Here is an 18,937-nt window from a genome sequence, read left to right as displayed (position 1 = left end):
GTGTGTCAGTCATATAGATGCTGGCTGGCCCACCGCCTTCGCTGGCAAGCCAGCTCCTACAGGGGGGATCTGCGGTGCATCAGGCGGCGCGTTCGTCGCCGGGATTGCGCTCGAAGTAGCGCTTGTACTCGCGACTGAACTGCGACGTGCTCTGATATCCCACCCGATGCGCCACCTGCGCCACGCCCAGCCCCTCGGCCACCAGCAAGGTCTGCGCCTTGAGCAGGCGCAGGCGCTTCAAGTACTGCACAGGCGACAACAAGGTGCTGCGCTTGAAATGCTCGTGAAAGGTCGACGCGCTCATGTTCGCGCAACCGGCCAGGGTTTCGACGTTCAACGGCTCGGTGTAATGCGCATGCAGATGACTGAGCGATGCCGCGATCCGGGCGAACTGTCCCTGCTGCTCGACCAGTGCCCGCAACACATCGGCTTGCGGTCCGCGCAAGGCGACGAACAACAACTCGCGCAATCGGGCCTGCCCCATCACCTGGCATTCCAGCGGATCGTGCAGGCAACGCAGCAGCCGTTCCACACAGCCACGCATCGCGTCATCGAGCACCGCAGAGGTCATGGACTCCGGCGTCTGCGCCGCAATCGTGCGTCCCGACACCAGCCCCATGGCCAACACCAACTCACCAAGCAGCACCCGGTCGATGGCGATGGACACCCCGAGCATGGGCCCATCCGGTGCCGAAAACGTCTCGCACTCGAACGGCACCGGCAGTGCCTGGATCAGATAATGCCCGGCGCCGTACTCCAGCGTACGGGGCCCCAGATACGCCAGTTTGCTGCCCTGGGCGATGATCACCAGGCTCGGCTCGTAGATCTGCGGGCCACGGGCCACATCACAACTGGCGCGCAGCACCTGCACACCCGGCAATGCGGTGGGCGCGAAACCATCACGAGTGGTCAGCGGCTGGATCAATGAAACCAGGGTGGCATTGGCATCGAGATGACGGGTCAACAGCATGGGCAGCTCTTCACGGAAAAAGTCGCGGAAATCGGGATGAAAGCATCATCGCAGGTCTGCTGGCCAATGCGTCTCCTTCGAGGCGCATGCCGGAGGAATAGGCATGACACCCGGAGGAATCGCCATGGCCGGGCGTGGGTCCGGCGCCCAGAATTCACCCCCTCACCTGTCACTGCTCTGCGAGGTTCCTCATGTACACCGCCATCGGATATGCCGCCCAATCGGCCACCACGCCCCTCGCCCCCGTGAAATTCGAGCGCCGCAGCCCTCGGGCCGACGACGTTGCCATCGACATTCTGTACTGCGGCGTTTGCCATTCCGACATCCACCAGGCACGCAACGAGTGGGGCATTGCAGTTTACCCACTGATGCCCGGCCACGAGATCGTCGGCAAAGTGACCGCCATCGGTGCGAATGTCACCCGACACAAGGTCGGCGACCTGGTCGGTGTCGGCTGCATGGTCGATTCCTGCCGCAGCTGCGAAGCCTGCCAGTCGAATCTCGAGCAATACTGCCTCGAAGGTCCGACCATGACCTACGCCACCCCGGACCGGATCGATGGCAGCAACACCATGGGCGGCTATTCCGACAGCATCGTGGTCAGCGAACACTTCGTCGTGCGCATCCCGGAAAAACTCGACCTGGCCAGCGCCGCGCCGATCCTCTGCGCCGGCATCACCACCTACTCGCCGCTCAAGCACTACGGGGTGAAGGCCGGAGACAAAGTCGGGATTCTCGGCATGGGTGGCCTCGGCCACATGGGCATCAAGTTCGCCAAGGCCATGGGCGCCGAAGTGACGCTGTTCACCCGCTCGGCGAGCAAGGCCGAAGAAGCTCGCCGTCAGGGCGCGGACCACGTGATCGTGTCTACCGATGCCGAACAGATGAAGGCGGCGGCCGGTCATTTCGACTTCCTGCTGGACACCATCCCGGTGCAGCACGACCTCAACCCCTACCTCGACACCCTGCGTTTCGACGGCGTGCACATTCTGGTGGGCTTGATCGAACCGGTCGAGCCGCCGGTGCATGCGGGCAAGCTGGTGATGAGCCGTCGCGTATTGGCCGGCTCGCTGATCGGTGGCATTGCCGAAACCCAGGAAGTGCTGGATTTCTGCGCCGAGCACGACATCACTTGCGACATCGAGATGCTCGACATCCGCCAGATCAACGAGGCTTACACCCGCATGATCGCCGGTGATGTGAAGTACCGCTTCGTGATCGACATGGCGACGCTGAAGGTCTAAACCTTCAGGCCTAACTCCGCAGACAGCCGGGCTGTGACCCCCTTGATCAGAGGGATCAGCTCGGCCATTTTTTCCAGCGGCATGTAGGGCACGGTGCTGGCGATGCTGATGCCAGCGACAATGCGCCTGGAGGCATCGCGGATCGGCGCCGCCACACAGCGGATCGACGGTTCGTTGTCTTCCAGATCGAAGGCGTAGCCGCCCGTCACATACTCGAGCATGCGCTGCTGAAACTGCTCCCAGGACTGCTCCGGGTGCTGCGGCCAGAATAGATTTTTCCCACCTGCCGGCAGGCTGACTTCGTACAGCCGCTGCCATTCTTCCTGCGTGTCATCCAGCATCAGCGCCTTGCCGATCCCGGTACGCGCCAACGGCATGCGGTGGCCGACCCGCGAACGCATTTCCGGGCCGTTGCGCCCCGGATTCTTGTGCAGATAGAGCACCTCGTCGCCTTCACGAATCGCCAGGTGGATGGTGTCGCCGGTCAATGCCGACAACTCATCCAGGTACGGCCCGGCCAGGGTCACCAGGGGCAGTTCTTCGCGCGCCTGGAAACCCAGTTCGATCAGCTTGGGCCCCAACAGATAGCCGATTTGCGGCACCACCCGCAGGTAACGCTCATCCACCAGACAACTGGCCAGACGATGGGTGGTGCTGCGCGTGGTGCCGATCAGCCGGGCGATTTCCTTGAGATCACGGGCACCACTGGCCACCGCCTGCACCACACCCAGGCCACGCAGCAGTGTCTGGGTGCCGGTCGGCGCGGCGTCCTTGGCGATTTTCGGGGCGTCTTCCTGCATATCCAGCCTTTACCGTTGAGCGAGTGAACGGGCGGCATTATGGTCGCCCGACGCCTGCAACTACAACTTGATACGCTCGACCTTGCCCACCAGCAGGATGTAGGAAAGCGCGCCAATCAACGCCAGCACCGAGATATAGGTGATCGCCGGGGCGAACGAATCACCGGTGGCGAGGAAACCGATGACGATGGGCGTGGTGATGGCCGACAGGTTGCCGATAAAGTTGAACACCCCGCCGGTCAGTCCCAGCAACCGGGCCGGGGCCAGGGTCGACACCAGCGACCAGGTGATCGAGGCCAGCCCGTTACCGAAAAATGCCAGCGCGAGGAAGGCAATCACCAGCGGGGTCGACTCGACGAAGTTGGCGCCGATGATCGAGGTGGAAATCAACAGGCCGCCGATGATCGGCAACTTGCGGGCAAAACCCACCGTGTAGCCGCGCCGGATCAACCAGTCAGAGAAGAACCCCGAACACAGCACGCCGACGAAGGCGGCGAGGAACGGCAGCGATGCCAGCAGGCCGGACTTGATGAAGTCCATGCCGCGATATTTCACCAGGTAGGTCGGGAACCACGTCAGGAAAAACCACAGTGTCGAGTTGAGGCAGAACTGGCCGAGGTAGATGCCCCAGAGTTTGCGTTTGCTGAGGACGACGCCGAGGTCGGTCCAACTGAATTTCGCCTTGGCCTTGGCGGTTTCGACCTGAATATCCACCAGCCCGCCGCCCTCGCGGATCAGCTCGATTTCAGCCGCGTTGGCGCCCTTGAAATCCCGCGGCTCGCGATACACCGCGTACCAGATCACCGCCCAGAGAATGCCCACCGCACCGGTGCTGACGAACACCATGTGCCAGCCGTATCGATGCTGCAACCAGGCCAGTACCGGGGTGAGGAATGCCAGGCCGACAAATTGCCCGGAGGTATAAAAACCGATGGCGGTGGCACGCTCGCGTTCAGGGAACCACGTCGTCACCACACGGCTGTTGATCGGATAGGCAGGCGCTTCCAGCGCACCGACCGCCATGCGCAGGACGAACAGCGCGATGAAGCTGGCAGCAAAGCCGAGCATCACCGTGGCGATCGACCACAGCAGCAGCGCGACGCTGTAGAGAATCCGTGGCGGGACGCGATCCACCAGCCAGCCGCCGGGGATCTGCATGGCGGCGTAGGTCCAGCCGAACGCAGAGAAGATCAGCCCGACATGGATCGGATCGATCCCCAGTTCGCTGGTCAGCGCCGGGGCGGCAATCGACAGGTTGCTGCGGTCCAGGTAGTTGATCACCACGGTGATGAACAGCAGGACCATGATGAAAAAACGCTTGCGACTGGGCGTCACCAACGACGCCTGCCCGGTGAGGGTTTGCGGTTGCATGGGGGGGTGCCTCTTTTTATATTTATTGAGATCGTGCTGAAGATTTGCGCTGCCCCCCTGTAGGAGCTGGCTTGCCAGCGAAGACGGCGGCACATCCGGCATTGATGTGACTGAAAGGACGCTTTCGCTGGCAAGCCAGCTCCTACAGGGGGATTGCGGTGGGTCAGTGAGATTTCACCACTCGGCAAAACTGCCATCGGCATGGCGCCAGATCGGGTTGCGCCAGCGGTGGCCGACCGCCGCGCGTTCGATCACGTATTCCTCGTTGATCTCGATCCCCAGGCCCGGGCCGTTGGGGATCTTGACGAAGCCTTTGTCGTAGTCGAACACCCGTGGATCCTTGACGTAATCCAGCAGGTCGTTGCTCTCGTTGTAGTGGATGCCCAGGCTCTGCTCCTGGATGAACGCGTTGTAGCAAACCGCATCCAGCTGCAGGCACGCCGCCAGCGCAATCGGGCCCAGCGGGCAATGCAGCGCCAGCGCCACGTCGTAGGCTTCGGCCATGTTGGCGATCTTGCGGGTTTCGGTGATGCCGCCGGCGTGGGAAGCATCGGGCTGGATGATGTCGACGTAGCCTTCGCTGAGCACGCGCTTGAAATCCCAGCGCGAGAACAGCCGCTCACCCAGGGCAATCGGCGTACTGGTCAACGGCGCCAGTTCCTTCAGTGCTTCGTAGTTTTCGCTGAGCACCGGTTCTTCGATGAACATCAGTTTGTACGGATCGAGCTCCTTCATCAGCACCTTGGCCATGGGTTTGTGCACCCGGCCATGGAAGTCGACGCCGATCCCGACGTTCGGGCCCACCGCGTCGCGCACGGCGGCGACGTTGGCCAGGGCCAGGTCGACCTTCTCGAAAGAATCGAGGAATTGCAGCTCTTCGGTGCCGTTCATTTTCACCGCGGTGAAACCACGTTCGACCGCTTCTTTCGCCGCGCGAGCGGTGTCCGCCGGCCGGTCGCCGCCGATCCAGGAGTAGACGCGGATCTTGTCGCGCACCTGGCCGCCGAGCAAATCACTGACCGACACCCCCAGGGCCTTGCCTTTGATGTCCCACAGCGCCTGGTCGATACCGGCCAGCGCGCTCATGTGAATCGCGCCGCCACGGTAAAAGCCGCCGCGGTAGAGCACGGTCCAGATGTCTTCGATGTTGCGTGGGTCTTTGCCGATCAGGTAGTCGGACAATTCTTCGACGGCAGCCGCGACCGTGTGGGCGCGACCTTCGACCACAGGCTCGCCCCAACCGGTGACGCCCTCGTCGGTTTCGACCTTGAGAAAGCACCAGCGCGGTGGAACGATGAAGGTGGTCAGTTTGGTGATTTTCATGTTGTCTCTCTTATTGGATGCAGCGCTCGCAGCGCCAGACAGTCTCAGCGAAGGGCTTTCCAGGCCGCCACATAGGCCTTGGCGTTAACGGCCACCTCTTCAGGCGTCATGCCCGGTTTGAACAAACCGGAACCGAGGCCGAAGCCTTTGACGCCCGCGTCGATAAACACCTGCATGTTGTCCGGAGTGATACCGCCGACCGGCGCCAGAATCGTTCCGGCAGGCAGTACGGCGAGCCAGGCTTTGACGACGGCCGGCCCCATCTGCTCGGCCGGGAACATCTTCAGTACGTCGGCGCCCTCGGCCAATGCGGCAAAGGCTTCCGTCGGCGTCGCCACACCCGGCGACAGGAACAACCCCGCGGCCTTCGCCGCACGCAACACCTTGGGATCGCTGTGGGGCATGACGATCACCTGGCCGCCTGCGGCTTTCACTTGCCCGACCTGCTCCGGCGTCAGCACCGTGCCCGCGCCGATCAGGCAGTCGGCAGGCAAGGTGCTGCGCAGGATGCGGATACTGTCGTACGGTTCAGGGGAATTGAGCGGTACCTCGATGACGCGAAATCCGGCGGCATACAGGACTTCTCCGATGGCCGCCGCCTCTTGCGGGCGCAGGCCCCGCAGGATCGCGATCAGACCGTTTTGCGCCAGTGCTTGCTTGAGCATGTCAGACCTCCAGTCAGGTTTAACGGGATGGGGTTGCGGCCATCAGTCCGGCGGCGATCGCCAGCTGCCACAACCCGCGTTCGGTGGCCTGTTCGGCCAGGGTCACCCGGGCAAACCCGCAGGCGTCGAGTGCCCGGGTGTAGCGGGCACACAGTTGGGCATTACCGATGAGGATGATCGAGGGCAGATGCACGCTGTTGCGGCGCCGGCGCTGGACATTGGCCAAGGCCGACAGCTCATGGCCGATCAGCAGGCCGGACAGGTAATCCGGTTGCGCGCTGGCGCTCAGCTCGCCGGTCAGCCCGAGGCTGCGGGCGCTGAACAAGGTCGACAGCGGGCCGATCTCGCCGTCCGCCGACAAGGCCACTTGCACTCCGCGATCGAAGGCGGCGCCATCGAAAGACGCACCGCGTTGCTGGGTGCGCCCGAGAATGCTGTGTTCGCTGAGCACGGCGAAGATTTCGCCGGTCATGAAGGTATCGAAATGCTCGATGCAGCCGTCGGCGACTTGCACCCATTTCGAATGACTGCCCGGCAGGCCGATCAACAGATCGTTGCCGCAATCCACTGGCAGGTTTTGCAGCACGCCCAGCACTTGGGTTTCTTCGCCGCGCATCACATTAGGTAAAGGCGAACGCTGGATAACGCCCGGCACGATGTGCACATCGACACCGCGAGTGCTGCGCAGGGTGTGCAGGGCGGTGCCGAGACTGGCGACGTTTGCCGGGGTATCGCGGTAGGCCGCTTCGCACCAGCCCTGGGCGCTGCCGACCATGCCGCAGGCAATCACCGGCAAAGCGGGCTGCGCGTCGAGCCAGTCACCGCAGGCCTCATCGAAGGCCAGCTCAAAACCATCGGTGCATGCCCGGCCGGCGACGATTCGTGGTGCTTTGGGCAGTTGCATGATGCCCGACGACAGCGAGCGCTGTTCGAGCACTTGGCCATCCTGGCCCAGTTTGTAAGCACGTAATGAGGTTGTCCCCCAATCGAGCGCGATCAATTGCGCCAGCATCGATTCACCTGTTCTGTTTATTGGCAGTGAGTGAGCTGGACTATAAACCCGCAAGGGCCTAAATCTCAATATATAAATATGCATCCCATATATTGAGCATCGACAAAAAAAATCGCAGCCTTCGGCAGCGCCTACAGGGATCGTGGTCGGGCGCGATGTTGCGGCGCACACCGAATCTGTAGGAGCTGCCGAAGGCTGCGATCTTTAAAGCGTGTCGCGTGCGATCAGATACCTTGGGCAAAATCCCGCAACACCGCCCCATCCATCCGATACCGCACCCACTCCTCCTGCGGCTGCGCACCAAGGGATTCGTAGAATTCGATCGCCTGTTTGTTCCAATCCAGCACGCTCCACTCGAACCGCCCGCAATCATTGGCGCAGGCGATTTTTGCCAGATGGCGCAACAAGGTCTTGCCCGCGCCACCACCGCGCTGTTGCGGGGTGATGTAGAGGTCTTCGAGGTACAGGCAGTTGCTGCCCAGCCAAGTGGAATAGCTGAAAAAGAACACCGCAAAGCCGATCGGCGAGCCGTCGCGCAGGCAGATCAGGCCGTGGGCCGTGGCGCCTTCGCTGAACAGGCTGCGCTCGATGTCGGCGACACTGGCGATGACTTCGTGGCGGGCACGTTCGTAGTCGGCCAGTTCAGTGATGAACGCGAGGATTTGCGGTGCATCGCTGGGGGTCGCCGGGCGAATCTCGATGGTCATGGACGTGCCTTCGTCAAAATTGAAAACGCCATACTAAGTCGCTGCGCATGTTGTGGCGAGAGAGCTTGCCGGTTTGAACCGTTCGTCGTTCATCAGGCACCAATCCAAATCGGCACCGGACCAATAACAGGTAAGGACTCTCATTCGAAAATGGAGACACCAGCATGATCACGTCCAGGTTGTCCGCCTTCGCTCTTGCCACCCTGATGTCCTGCGCCGCTTCCGCCGCCACCACCGCCTCCGGCACCGGCCCGACCAACCCGGTCGAAAGCCCTGAAGCCCCCGCCATCCAAAGCGCACCCGCCACGAACACCAACGGTACGGGCGTCGACAGCAGCCTGCCGCCCTCCACCGGTACCGACCCACGGACTCAGGGCAATGACGCGGGCCGTCAAGGTGGCATGAACCAGCCGGACACCCGGACACCCGATAACGCCGACACCGGCGTCGGCTCGAAAACCACCACCGGTGGTTCCGGTTCCGAAGGCGGTGTCAGTCAATAGTTCGCCCACGCGAGCGACTTATTCACCTGCATAAAGAGGTAAGCATGAACGTCGACCAAAACCTTGAAAAAGAAGTCCTGACCCGCCTGTTGCACGCCCACCCGAGTGGGCTGGGCAAGGAGGTCCTGGACAATTACCGGGGGGAGAAAGTCGTGGCCAGCACCCTTGCCACGCTGCAGGAACGCGGGTTGATTCAACACGGTCATGTGACCTGCAACGAGGCCGGTGAACACGCGCTCAACTTGCCGATCAAACTCAGTGCTGCCGGGGTTGAAGCAGCGCGCAAGCTGGACATCTAACCGTGTAGGAGCTGCCGCAGGCTGCGATCTTTTGCCTTTGAATACTTGAAGATCAGAAGATCGCAGTGTCCGCCAGTTCCTACGGATATACATCCTGAAGCAAGGAGAAATCCCATGCCTCGTGGAAGCAAAGACAAGTACACCGCCGAACAGAAACGCAAGGCCGAGCACATCGAAGACAGCTACGAGAAAAAAGGTGTCGCCAAAGATGAAGCAGAAGCTCGCGCCTGGGCCACGGTCAACAAGCAGTCGGGTGGCGGTGAGCGCAAAGGGGGCTCTGGACGCAAGAAACCGGCGAGCGCCAAGTCCGAAGATCGCCAGGAGTCATCCCGACGCGCAGTGGCCAGCCGTGAGGGGCATTCGCGCAACAGCAAGGCTTCGCGCGATACCCAGACCGTGGACAGTTTGCGTAAGGAAGCCACGGCGAAGAAAATTCCGGGGCGGTCGAGCATGCGCAAGCAGGAGTTGATCGAGGCGTTGCGCAAGGCGGGTTGACGCTGAATGATGCGCTGACTTTGAGGGCCCCTTCGCGAGCAAGCCCGCTCCCACAGTAGATCTGCGTTTGACCAAATATTGATGATCAACACAATCCTTGGTGTGAGCTTGCTTCCACAGGGGATCTGAATCTCACCAAATATGGGTGATCGACACAAAATCCCGTGGGAGCGGGCTTGCTCGCGAAAGCGGTGGATCAGGCGCCGGAGATGTTGCTGATCAACTCATCCACCTCGGCAGTCCCGGGCGAAGTCGCTGGCCCCCACCGGGTCACCGCCAATGCCGCCGCCGCATTCGCCCGCCGCGCCGCCTCACCTGCCGCCAACCCCTGTGCCAACCCGGCCACGAATACCCCGGCATGCGCATCCCCGGCACCATTGCTGTCCACCGCCTCGACCTTGAACCCCGGCACATGCCGGTGCTCGCCGTGCCGGCTGATCCAGCACCCTTGCGGCCCATCGCGCACCACTATCAGCACCTCGGCCGGCAGATGATCAGCCAACCGGTTCAAGGCTTCGCCGATGTCCGGCGCGCCGGTAAACCGCAGCGCCTCGACACTGTTGCTGGTCCACAGATCAATGCGCGGCAGCAAGGCCTGCATCAACGGCGCATCCGGCGACTCCACCAACGGGCCCGGGTCGAACACCACCTTGATCCCGCCCGGCAACGCCAGCACCCAATCCACCAGCGCCTGCGCCTTGCCGCGATGCAACAGGCTGTAGCCACTGACGTAGACATAGTCGCCCGCCTCGGCCGGCACACTCGCCAGGTCCTCGGCGGTCAACTCGCCCTCGGCGCCGATATAGGAAATGAAACTGCGCTCGGCCGACGCGTCCGTTACCGCAACGCACAGCCCGGTATCGCGCTCGGCGCAGTCGGCGATGCCGAGGCGGATGCCTTGCGCGTTCATCGCCTCACGGGCCAGATCGCCGAAACGTCCGGTGCCGTGGCGCCCCAGGTAAATCACCGGCAAACCGTTACGCTGGGCGGCAGCCATCACATTGAAGCCACCGCCAGCTTCGAAACGGGCGGATTGCGCCAGCACGTCACCGCCCGGCTGCGGCAGTTTATCCACGGCCATGACCAGGTCGATGATGACCTGGCCGGTATGCAGCAATCTAGGCATGAGCATTCTCTAGCAACGCGGCGCGGCGATCCCTTGCCCCGCCGAGTACACAGTAAATCCCGCCGGCCACCAGGAAGGTCACGATCCAGCCCAAGCCGTTATGGCCCAGCCAGGAGTCGGACAGGAAGCCGCGGAACCAGACGTTCTGTTCGGTGGTGCCGAGGGTGGTAAAGCTGAAACCCAGCACGATCGCTACGGCCCACGCACCGAACGCACGCCACTCGACGCCGCCGCGATACCAGTAGGCGCTGCTCGGGCTGACGTCCAGCAGATCCTTGGGGCTGTAGTAGTGACGATGAATCAGGTCGACCACGAAGATCGCGACCCACGCCGTGATGGGCACGGCCAGCAGCGAAATGAAGGTTATGAACGGACCGTAGAAGCTGTCCGCAATCAGCATGAAGTAGATCGAACCGGCGAAGATCGCAACGATATCGACCACCACGGCGTAGACGCGCTTGACCTTCAGGCCGAGGGTCAAGGTGGTCAGGCCGGCGGAGTACACCGACAGGTTGTTCGACAGCAGCAGCCCGCCGAATGCGGTCATCAGGTACGGCACGGCCATCCAGGTCGGCAGCATGTCGCGGATCGCGACGATCGGATCGGTGGCCGAGGCCAGGTCGTTGTTGCCCACCGACAGCAGCCCGCCGAGGGTGATCAGCAGTACCAGCGGGATCCCCGCACCGAACGCCGCCGACGCGACCAGGCGCACGGCCTTGACGCTGCGGTGCTGGTAGCGCGACATATCGGCACCGGCGTTCGCCCAACCGATGCCGGTGCCGGCGGCCATGGTGCCGATACCGATGATCATGGCGCTCAGCGGTGCCGGCGTGGCGTTGAACACGGCGCTCCAGTCGATGGTCGCGCAGAGGAAACCGCCCACCAGAATGTTCAGCGCACCGAACACATAGGTCGCCCACTTCTGGATCACCAGCAAGGTGGCATGGCCGAGGCCGGAGACCGACAACGTCAGCAGCACGAAAATCGCGATGAACACCAGGGTCAGCAGCGGTGCGCTTTTGGCTTCCACTGGCGAGCCGAACAGGATCGAGCACAACGACAGCAACACAAATGCCGCCGTGGTGGTGTTGACCGTTTCCCAACCCAGACGCGACATCAGCGAGACCAGGGTCGGGCCGATATTGCCGCGTACGCCGAAGATCGCTCGCGACAGGGTCAGGCTCGGAGCCCGGCCCCGCCGGCCGGCGATGGAGATGATGCCGACCACCGCAAACGAACCGGCGGCGCCGAGGATCGCGACGATCATCGCCTGCCAGATCGCCAGGCCGCGAAACGCCACGAGGGTCGCACCCAGCGGCAGGCCGAGGATGGAAATGTTGGCGGCGAACCAGACCCAGAACAGTTGCAGCGGATGGCCGTTGCACTCCGCCTCCGGTACCGGTTCGATGCCCCGGGTTTCCAGTTGCCCGGCGCTTGGCCCGGCGGTCGATGAACTCATGAAAACAATACTCCAGTTGCCTTTGTTGTGGTTGTGGGCAATTTCGGAAGACGAAACAACATCCCGGCGGTCCTGGCCGTATTCGTGCGCTCCATTGCGGGTGAAAAGTTTGAGTGCGCGGCGCGCCCATCGCGGGCAAGTCGGACCGCCGCACCGCCGCTCCCACATTAGATCTGTGCCATGCACAAGATTATGTGCGCTGCATAACCCATGTGGGAGCGGGCTTGCTCGCGAAGAGGCCAGTCCGGTCAACGCAAAGCTAAAAGTCCTTTTACCAAAGGCTCCAGCTCCAGATGATTAACAGCCTTGACCTGCTCGATCATCGCCGCCGGCCAGCTCTCCAGCCCCAGGCAGGCCCCGAGCATCGCCCCGAGAATCGCCGCGATGGTATCGGTGTCACCCCCCAGGCTCGCCGCCATGCACAGCGCTTCGAAGGCGTTCATTTCGCCAATGGCCACTTGCTGGGCCAGGGCAAACGACACCACCACCGATTCCTGAGACGCCACCGAGGTGCCGATCACGTCATACAGCAAATCGGCGAGCATCGCCCGATCGCTGTCGACACTGAGGGTCCGTGCCCAACTGATGCGCGAAGCGATGCGTCCGCCCGCGACCCAGTGCCCATGCCCCTCCGCTTGCAATGCCATTTGCTGGCCAAGGTTCAAGGCTTCGCCCAGGTCCATGCCGTTAATCCCGGCCGAGATCACCGCCGCCACCGCCGCCGCACTGGAAATGCCCAGCGTGGTGTTGTGGGTAACCTGGCAGGCCTGCACCACGGCCTGGATGAAAGGTTCAGGAGCGGCGACATCCGCCGCGATCCCGACTGGCGTGATGCGCATGGCCGCGCCGTTGGTGGAGCCGTAACGCCCCGCTTCTTCCGGTGAATGGCCGGCGAGGATCATCTCGATCGCCCGCTTGGTCGACGGGCCGAGCAAGTCCTGTGAGCCCTTGGCTTGCATCTCGGCTTCCCATTCGATCAGCCGCCGGGCAAGCCTTGACGGGTCGATCAAGCCCTCGCCCTCGACCAGCAATTGGCCGACCAGAATCGCCTGTTCGGTGTCGTCGGTGATCGAGCCCTTGGGCATGTTCGCGGCGATCGGCTGATCCGGGCCGGCGTCCTGCAGATCGGTGATTTCGCCGAAGCGCGCCTTGATCTCGGCGCGGCTCAGGGATTGCGTCGGCATGCCCAGCGCATCGCCCAGGGCCAGGCCATAAAATGCGCCCAGGGCACGGTTGAGTGCGGTCATTGTGACTGGCCAAATTGCAGGTGCAGGCGAAAATGCACCGGGTCGAGCAGGCTTTCGACCTGCTCCATGAAGCGGTTTTTCCGGTCGTAGGTGGTGCGCAAGGCTTTGAGGAATACCGTGCCTGGGGGGCGGCCCAGCAGTTCGGCGTCTTCGGCATTCAGGGGTTCGGCGCCGATCCATTGATCGCCGCGCTCGCCGATGTAGCCGTAGGCGGCCAGGGTGATGGTCAGGGAGTTATCGATCAGGCCGACCCGCGGCAGGCTTTCCAGGCCTCCGGTGGCGGGCATCAGTGAGCGTTCGAGGGAGACCAGCTTGCCGTCGGTGGAACGCCGGCGTCGGTCGAGGGTGATGAATTGGTCGGTGCCGAAGCGCGGCAGCAGGTCAGGACGGGTCACCGCCTCCAGCCGCAGCACTTCGGTATTGATCAGCGCCCCGCTGTCGGCCAGGGCCTGGGCCCAGCCGTTGCGTTGATCGAGTACCACACCGTCGAAGGTGACGATGGAGCCGACCCCGCTTTGCGTCGCGATGTAATGGCGCCGTTTCAATTCGGCCAGGGCCTCGCGCAGCGTGCCCCGGCTGACCTTGAATTCCTGAGCCAACTGATGCTCGCCCGGCAATAGAAAGCCGTCCTCCAGGAGGCCGCTTTCGATGCGCCGGATGAGTTCGTCGACCACCCGTTGTTTCTTGTCAAATCGTACCTGTCTAATCATGTACAACGTGATAACCGAAACGGGCTGGGGCGGGCAAGGAATATTTCAGGCAGGTGACGGGAGGGTGTAGGCGTCGATCAGTGATAATGGGTTGCGTCAGTGACGCAGCCTCCGCTGCGGTGCGGCGATCCGACAAGCCAGCTCCTACAGGTCAAGTGTCGTGCCCGGATCATGCGGCCGACATATAACCTGTGGGAGCGGGCTTGCTCGCTCCCACAAGGATAGTATTACGGCTCGAGGCCGATGGGGAAGAACTCGCCACCACTCCAGACGCCTAGCCAGCGCTGCCCGTCGATCTCTCGGGTCACGGCCAGTTCCACCAGCTGATAGAACACATTGCGGTGGATCAGCGCTTCAAGGTTGGTGCGCACATGCACGTACGGCGCCGGCTCTTGCGTCACCGGGTCGATCACTACCCGCATCGGGTGTTCGGCACCGGCCTCGGCGGTCTCCTCGACATTGGTGGTAAAGCGCAAGACCTGCGCCTCGCCCTCGCCTTCCACCTCCACGGCAATCGCCACGAAAGGCGCATCGTCGACCTTGATGCCGACTTTCTCGACCGGGGTGATGAGGAAGTAGTCATCGCCGTCGCGACGCATGATGGTGGAGAACAGCTTGACCATCGGCTTGCGCCCGATCGGCGTGCCCAGGTAGTACCAGGTGCCGTCGCGGGCGATGCGCATGTCGATGTCGCCGCAGAAGTCGGGATTCCACAGGTGGACCGGTGGCAAGCCTTTGGTTTTGGGGATTTGCCCCAACAGGTCGTTGGCTTTTTGCGGGCCACTCATTGCGTTCTCCTTCTTGAATTAGTGGTCGCTGAGCCCCAGCAAGCTACGAGCATATTGCTCCAGCGGCGGGCCCATCAGGTCTTCCGGCTTGGTATCGTGGAACGTCAGCAAACCGCCACGACTCTTGATCCGTGCAGTATCAATCAAATACTGGGTGCTGGTCTCGATCAACATGATCTGAATGACGCCACTGTCGATACCGAGTCGATCCACGGCTTCCTGATCGAGCCATTCGTCCGAGTTGCCGATACGGTCATCGGACTTGGCAAAGCGGGTATACAGCAGGTAATGCGCACCGGCGGCTCGGGCTTCGCCCATCGCCTGGTCGAGACCTTCCGGCACGCGGGCCCGGCGCACCATCGGGAAGTATTCGATAAAGCCATCGAAGGCGACTTCGGCGATCACGTTGGGGCGTGGATAAGCACTGCCCGGGGGAGCGAAGGCGCCTTGGGCGATGTAGACGAAGGAGTCCGGCTGAATGCGCAGATTATTGGCTCGGCGGCTGTCGCTATGGTCGAGCAGACCCGCGTCGCTCATGTGGTAGCGAGTGCCTTCGGCCATGTCGCTGACCTTCATGCAGCCACCAAGCGCCAAAATGGCCAGCAGCAAAACCAGGCTACGCATCCTTCCCTCCAGAGGCCGGTGACGGAAAACCGGCGAATGGGCGTTGGATGCAGCTTCCGCGCCAGCTCAAGTACATGGTTGCCTATTCGAATACCTCAGCGGGCAAGCCTCGCTCAGGTGTACGCAAAACCCTGTAGGAGCTGGCTTGCCAGCGAAGGGGGCATGCCTGACACACCGCATCGCCTGGTTCGCCAGCAAGCCGGCTCCTACAGGGTTTTGCGTACTCCTTGTGTTTAAGCGGGCTTGCTCGCGAAGGAGGCCTGTCAGCCGCCGATAATTTTCATGATGGTCGCGCCACCGGAGAACGCCACTTCCTGCTTGTCGCCCAGGGCTTTCACCAGCAAGCGCTGCAGCGCCGGCAATGCCTGATGGCGCGGTTTGTCCAACAGGTCACCCACATAGTGGCGATTGCTCGACGACAAACAGCCATGCAACCAGCCAGTGGAGGACAGGCGCAACCGCGAACAGGTGCGGCAGAACGGCACGCTTTCGTTGGCGATCACGCCGAAGTAACCCTGCCCCGGAACTTCATAACGCACTGCCGTGGCGTCTACAGGTGCGTTAGCTTGCAAATACTCGTAGCGCTCGCCGATCAGGCTCAGCAACTGCGCAAGACTGACGAACTGCTGCAGGAAGGCATTGGAGTCGCTGGCCAGGTGGCCCATGCGCATCAGCTCGATGAAACGCAACTCATAGCCGCGCTCCAGGCAGTACTCGAGCAGCGGCATCACCTGATCGAGGTTCTGCCCGCGCAGCGGCACCATGTTGACCTTGATCTTGATGCCGGCAGCCGAAGCCTGGTCCATGCCGTCGAGCACAGTCGCCAGATCGCCGCCGCGGGCAATGCTGCGAAACGCACTGGCGTCCAGGGTATCGAGGGAAACGTTGATGCGCCGGATGCCGGCATCCACCAGCAGCTGCAGTTTTTTCGCGAGCAACTGACCATTGGTCGTCAGGCTGATGTCCTCAAGGCCCATCTGCCCGACAGCTGTCATGAAGGCTTCAAGTTTGGGGCTGACCAGTGGCTCGCCGCCGGTGATGCGCAAACGCTCGATGCCAGCGGCTTCGATCAGATAGGCCACGCCCCGGGCCATCGCCTCGGCCGAAAGTTCATCCTGCGCAGCCACCAGCCGCTTGCCGTTAGGCACGCAGTAGGTGCACGCGTAATTGCAGGCTGAAGTCAGGCTGATCCGCAGATTGCGAAAACGCCTGCCTTGACGGTCAACGATCATGGATCACTCCGGCAAAAGGAAATTCGGACGGAGTAAAACTTGACTCAGAAATCAAGTTTTAGCAAGCCCTATGCCTGAGTATATTCCTGAGGTACTGCGCCATGTAGCTAAATCATGGCGCGATCAAGCAGCTGAATGGCTCAGCTGCTCGGGGTGTCGGTATCGCGCTTGCGTTTGTTGCCCATGCGCACGCCGATGTCCATCAGGAACTGGAAGAAGCCTTCCTGATCTTCCAGCACATTGCTCCAGAACGGCGAGTGATACAGCGCAACGGCGCCGTGCACCAGCGCCCAGGACGCGCAGTAATGGAAGTAAGGCGGCACGTCTTCGAGTTTGCCTTCGCTGATCCGGCCCTTGATCAGCAGGGTCAGGCGTTCGAAGTTCGAGGCGCGGATCTTGTGCAGTTCCTCGACCATCTCCGGCACCTGGTTGCCCTTGACCACCTTTTCTTCCAGGCGGTCGAACAACCGATAGCGTTGCGGGTCGCGCATGCGGAATTCGAAATAGGCCCGGGACAGCGCCTCCTTGTCCTTGTCGACATCGGCCGAATGCAACAGCTCGTTCAGATCGCGCTCGTAGTCGAGCATCAGGCGCAGATAAATCTCCGCCTTGGACTTGAAGTGCTTGTAGATCGTGCCTTTGCCGATACCGACGGCATCAGCGATCATCTCGACGGTGACACTGTCTTCACCCTGGTCGAGGAACAGCTTGAGCGCGGTATCGAGAATTTCTTGCTCGCGGCGACGAAACTCACGGACCTTACGAGGTTCTTTATGCATAAGAAAAGGTCTGTAGGGGTCAAAATTCGAAGCCGCGTATTATGCCTAACTTGCGCCAAAATGCACGGATCATCCGACCATATCTGTGTTTCATGATGATTTCACGCAGCTTTGCAATTGATGAGAACGCTTCCGAAGCGGGCGTATTCCAAAATTGTTTAAAAACCCGCCCTGCTAAACTGGACTCGGCGCAATACTGATCAATACTTCAACTGTCGGCGGGGCATCTCCCCCAAGTGTCGCGCCGATATAGGTACCAACGGACCGCGTGCCTTTGTTTTACTCCTAATGGTCTTAACCCGGATTCACCCCCCAGAACCCGGGTTTTTTTTGCCTGCGATTTAGCCTTGTGGGCCGAGGCTGCTCACGAAGGCGGCGTTGACCCTAAACCGGTTTCACATGCGCCAACGGGAATAAGCGCTTGAAGTTCTGCGTGGTCTGCTCGGCAAACCGCTCATAGGGCTCACCGCGCAACATCGCCAGAAACTCTGCCACTTCCCGCACATACTGCGGCAGGTTCGGCTTGCCGCGATAAGGGATCGGCGCCAGATATGGCGAATCGGTTTCCACCAGCAAGCGGTCAGCGGGCACTTTGCTCGCCACGTCGCGCAACGCATCGGCATTGCGGAACGTGACAATCCCGGACAGGGAAATGTAATAACCCATGTCCAGCGCCGCTTTCGCCATGTCCCAGTCTTCAGTGAAGCAATGCAGGACGCCCGCCTGAGGCAGCGCCGCTTCACGCAACAGACTCAAGGTGTCGGCACGGGCGCCACGGGTGTGAATGATCACCGGCTTGCCCGTCTGCTGCGCCGCCTGCAAGTGCAGACGAAACGATTGCTGCTGCAACTCGGCCGCTTCCGGTTCGTAGTGATAGTCCAGGCCGGTTTCACCGATCGCCACCACGCGCGGGTGATTCAGTTCCTGCAGCAACCACTCCAGCGCTGGCGCCGCACCGGGTTGCACATCCAGCGGATGCACACCCACCGAGCAGTCGACGTCGGCGTAGCGTTCGGCCAGGGCTTTGACGTCGGCAGCGTTTTCGACGCTGACGCCGATACACAAAAAGTGACCGACCCCGCGCTGACGGGCGGCATCGAGCGCAGCATCCAGAGAACCGTCGTGCGCGGCAAGGTCGAGGCGATCAAGGTGACAATGAGAATCTACGAGCATAAAAGGGCTGCAACTTACATCGTATGGGTAGGACGGTCGGACTTCAGGGCTCCGGCCAGATGGGTTTCGATGCGACTGCGCGCGGTATCGTCGCCTTCATTGAATTGTACGCCGACCCCCGCGGCCCGGTTGCCCTGGGCGCCTTTAGGGGTGATCCAGGTGACCGTGCCGGCGACCGGGATTTTTTCCGGCTCGTCCATCAGGTTCAGCAGCATGAAAACCTCATCGCCCAACTTGTAGCTTTTGTTGGTCGGGATAAACAGGCCGCCGTTCTTGATGAACGGCATGTACGCCGCATACAACACGGACTTGTCCTTGATCGTCAGGGACAAAATGCCGTTGCGAGGCCCCGGATTGACGGCTTCATTCATGCTGATCTCCACGGCTGATATTCAGAGTCTATGCGCGAA

General features: G+C 61.8%; 21 protein-coding genes. 4 read left to right on the top strand and 17 right to left on the bottom strand.

The genetic code is table 11. From position 1 onward, the window contains the following. Positions 1 to 79: 79 nt before the first annotated feature. Positions 80 to 970 carry an AraC family transcriptional regulator gene (locus tag BZ163_RS19000; protein WP_128872191.1) on the bottom strand — a complete coding sequence of 297 codons (891 nt, stop codon included), beginning with the start codon at positions 968 to 970 and terminating at the stop codon, positions 80 to 82. A 191-nt stretch (positions 971 to 1,161) separates the two neighbouring features. Between BZ163_RS19000 and BZ163_RS18995 the strand changes: the two genes are divergently transcribed. Then, positions 1,162 to 2,214: an NAD(P)-dependent alcohol dehydrogenase gene (locus BZ163_RS18995; RefSeq protein ID WP_128872190.1), complete on the top strand. Its 1,053-nt coding sequence runs from the start codon at positions 1,162 to 1,164 to the stop codon at positions 2,212 to 2,214. Here the strand turns inward: BZ163_RS18995 and BZ163_RS18990 are convergent. The 6 genes from BZ163_RS18990 to BZ163_RS18965 form a co-directional block, all read right to left on the bottom strand. Beyond that, complete coding sequence (locus tag BZ163_RS18990) at positions 2,211 to 3,014, bottom strand: IclR family transcriptional regulator (RefSeq protein WP_128872189.1); 804 nt, start codon at positions 3,012 to 3,014, stop codon at positions 2,211 to 2,213. The two genes, BZ163_RS18995 and BZ163_RS18990, sit on opposite strands and share 4 nt — an antisense overlap. 60 nt (positions 3,015 to 3,074) lie before the next feature. Continuing rightward, complete coding sequence (locus BZ163_RS18985; protein ID WP_128872188.1) at positions 3,075 to 4,385, bottom strand: MFS transporter; 1,311 nt, start codon at positions 4,383 to 4,385, stop codon at positions 3,075 to 3,077. Between the two features lie 174 nt (positions 4,386 to 4,559). Then, complete coding sequence (gene dgoD / locus BZ163_RS18980; RefSeq protein ID WP_008152275.1) at positions 4,560 to 5,708, bottom strand: galactonate dehydratase; 1,149 nt, start codon at positions 5,706 to 5,708, stop codon at positions 4,560 to 4,562. A gap of 44 nt (positions 5,709 to 5,752) precedes the next feature. Next, positions 5,753 to 6,373, bottom strand: coding sequence for a 2-dehydro-3-deoxy-6-phosphogalactonate aldolase (locus BZ163_RS18975; RefSeq protein ID WP_128872187.1), 621 nt, complete (start codon positions 6,371 to 6,373; stop codon positions 5,753 to 5,755). A 19-nt stretch (positions 6,374 to 6,392) separates the two neighbouring features. Next, a complete protein-coding gene (locus BZ163_RS18970) occupies positions 6,393 to 7,385 on the bottom strand; it encodes a 2-dehydro-3-deoxygalactonokinase (protein ID WP_128872186.1) in 993 nt (330 codons plus the stop codon). Positions 7,386 to 7,609: 224 nt separating this feature from the next. Continuing rightward, positions 7,610 to 8,092, bottom strand: coding sequence for a GNAT family N-acetyltransferase (locus tag BZ163_RS18965; protein WP_128872185.1), 483 nt, complete (start codon positions 8,090 to 8,092; stop codon positions 7,610 to 7,612). Positions 8,093 to 8,256: 164 nt separating this feature from the next. Between BZ163_RS18965 and BZ163_RS18960 the strand changes: the two genes are divergently transcribed. The 3 genes from BZ163_RS18960 to BZ163_RS18950 all read left to right on the top strand — a co-directional run bounded on the left by BZ163_RS18960 (position 8,257) and on the right by BZ163_RS18950 (position 9,389). Further along, positions 8,257 to 8,595 carry a hypothetical protein gene (locus BZ163_RS18960; protein ID WP_128872184.1) on the top strand — a complete coding sequence of 113 codons (339 nt, stop codon included), beginning with the start codon at positions 8,257 to 8,259 and terminating at the stop codon, positions 8,593 to 8,595. 44 nt (positions 8,596 to 8,639) lie between these two features. After that, a complete protein-coding gene (locus BZ163_RS18955) occupies positions 8,640 to 8,894 on the top strand; it encodes a hypothetical protein (protein WP_128872183.1) in 255 nt (84 codons plus the stop codon). A gap of 114 nt (positions 8,895 to 9,008) precedes the next feature. Next, positions 9,009 to 9,389 (top strand): Rho termination factor N-terminal domain-containing protein, encoded by a 381-nt coding sequence (locus BZ163_RS18950; protein ID WP_128872182.1) that lies wholly within the window; start codon positions 9,009 to 9,011, stop codon positions 9,387 to 9,389. A gap of 196 nt (positions 9,390 to 9,585) precedes the next feature. Here BZ163_RS18950 and BZ163_RS18945 read toward each other — a convergent pair whose 3' ends face one another. The 10 genes from BZ163_RS18945 to BZ163_RS18900 form a co-directional block, all read right to left on the bottom strand. Further along, positions 9,586 to 10,515 carry a PfkB family carbohydrate kinase gene (locus tag BZ163_RS18945; RefSeq protein ID WP_128872181.1) on the bottom strand — a complete coding sequence of 310 codons (930 nt, stop codon included), beginning with the start codon at positions 10,513 to 10,515 and terminating at the stop codon, positions 9,586 to 9,588. Further along, entirely contained in the window at positions 10,508 to 11,974 is a 1,467-nt protein-coding gene (locus tag BZ163_RS18940; protein ID WP_128872180.1) for a cytosine permease, read from the bottom strand. The genes BZ163_RS18945 and BZ163_RS18940 overlap by 8 nt, the downstream gene beginning before the upstream one ends. Positions 11,975 to 12,222: 248 nt before the next feature. Continuing rightward, complete coding sequence (locus tag BZ163_RS18935) at positions 12,223 to 13,221, bottom strand: ADP-ribosylglycohydrolase family protein (protein WP_128872179.1); 999 nt, start codon at positions 13,219 to 13,221, stop codon at positions 12,223 to 12,225. Next, complete coding sequence (locus BZ163_RS18930) at positions 13,218 to 13,931, bottom strand: GntR family transcriptional regulator (protein WP_128872178.1); 714 nt, start codon at positions 13,929 to 13,931, stop codon at positions 13,218 to 13,220. Before BZ163_RS18930 ends, BZ163_RS18935 begins: the two co-directional genes overlap by 4 nt. Before the next feature lie 227 nt (positions 13,932 to 14,158). After that, positions 14,159 to 14,719, bottom strand: a complete 561-nt coding sequence (locus tag BZ163_RS18925; protein ID WP_128872177.1) for a DUF1285 domain-containing protein — start codon at positions 14,717 to 14,719, stop codon at positions 14,159 to 14,161. An 18-nt stretch (positions 14,720 to 14,737) separates the two neighbouring features. Continuing rightward, positions 14,738 to 15,343 (bottom strand): DUF4823 domain-containing protein, encoded by a 606-nt coding sequence (locus BZ163_RS18920; protein ID WP_128872176.1) that lies wholly within the window; start codon positions 15,341 to 15,343, stop codon positions 14,738 to 14,740. 263 nt (positions 15,344 to 15,606) lie between these two features. Further along, positions 15,607 to 16,575: a GTP 3',8-cyclase MoaA gene (locus BZ163_RS18915; RefSeq protein ID WP_128872175.1), complete on the bottom strand. Its 969-nt coding sequence runs from the start codon at positions 16,573 to 16,575 to the stop codon at positions 15,607 to 15,609. A gap of 140 nt (positions 16,576 to 16,715) precedes the next feature. Then, positions 16,716 to 17,354 carry a TetR/AcrR family transcriptional regulator gene (locus tag BZ163_RS18910; protein ID WP_008152317.1) on the bottom strand — a complete coding sequence of 213 codons (639 nt, stop codon included), beginning with the start codon at positions 17,352 to 17,354 and terminating at the stop codon, positions 16,716 to 16,718. Positions 17,355 to 17,738: 384 nt separating this feature from the next. Next, positions 17,739 to 18,527 carry a TatD family hydrolase gene (locus BZ163_RS18905; protein WP_128872174.1) on the bottom strand — a complete coding sequence of 263 codons (789 nt, stop codon included), beginning with the start codon at positions 18,525 to 18,527 and terminating at the stop codon, positions 17,739 to 17,741. A gap of 14 nt (positions 18,528 to 18,541) precedes the next feature. Then, entirely contained in the window at positions 18,542 to 18,898 is a 357-nt protein-coding gene (locus BZ163_RS18900) for a PilZ domain-containing protein (RefSeq protein ID WP_128872173.1), read from the bottom strand. Positions 18,899 to 18,937: the final 39 nt, after the last annotated feature.

The sequence above is a fragment of the Pseudomonas sp. VI4.1 genome, assembly GCF_002029345.1.
Lineage (GTDB): Bacteria > Pseudomonadota > Gammaproteobacteria > Pseudomonadales > Pseudomonadaceae > Aquipseudomonas.
Note: the sequence above shows the minus strand (reverse complement) of the source record. Positions and strands in the feature narration are given on the sequence as shown.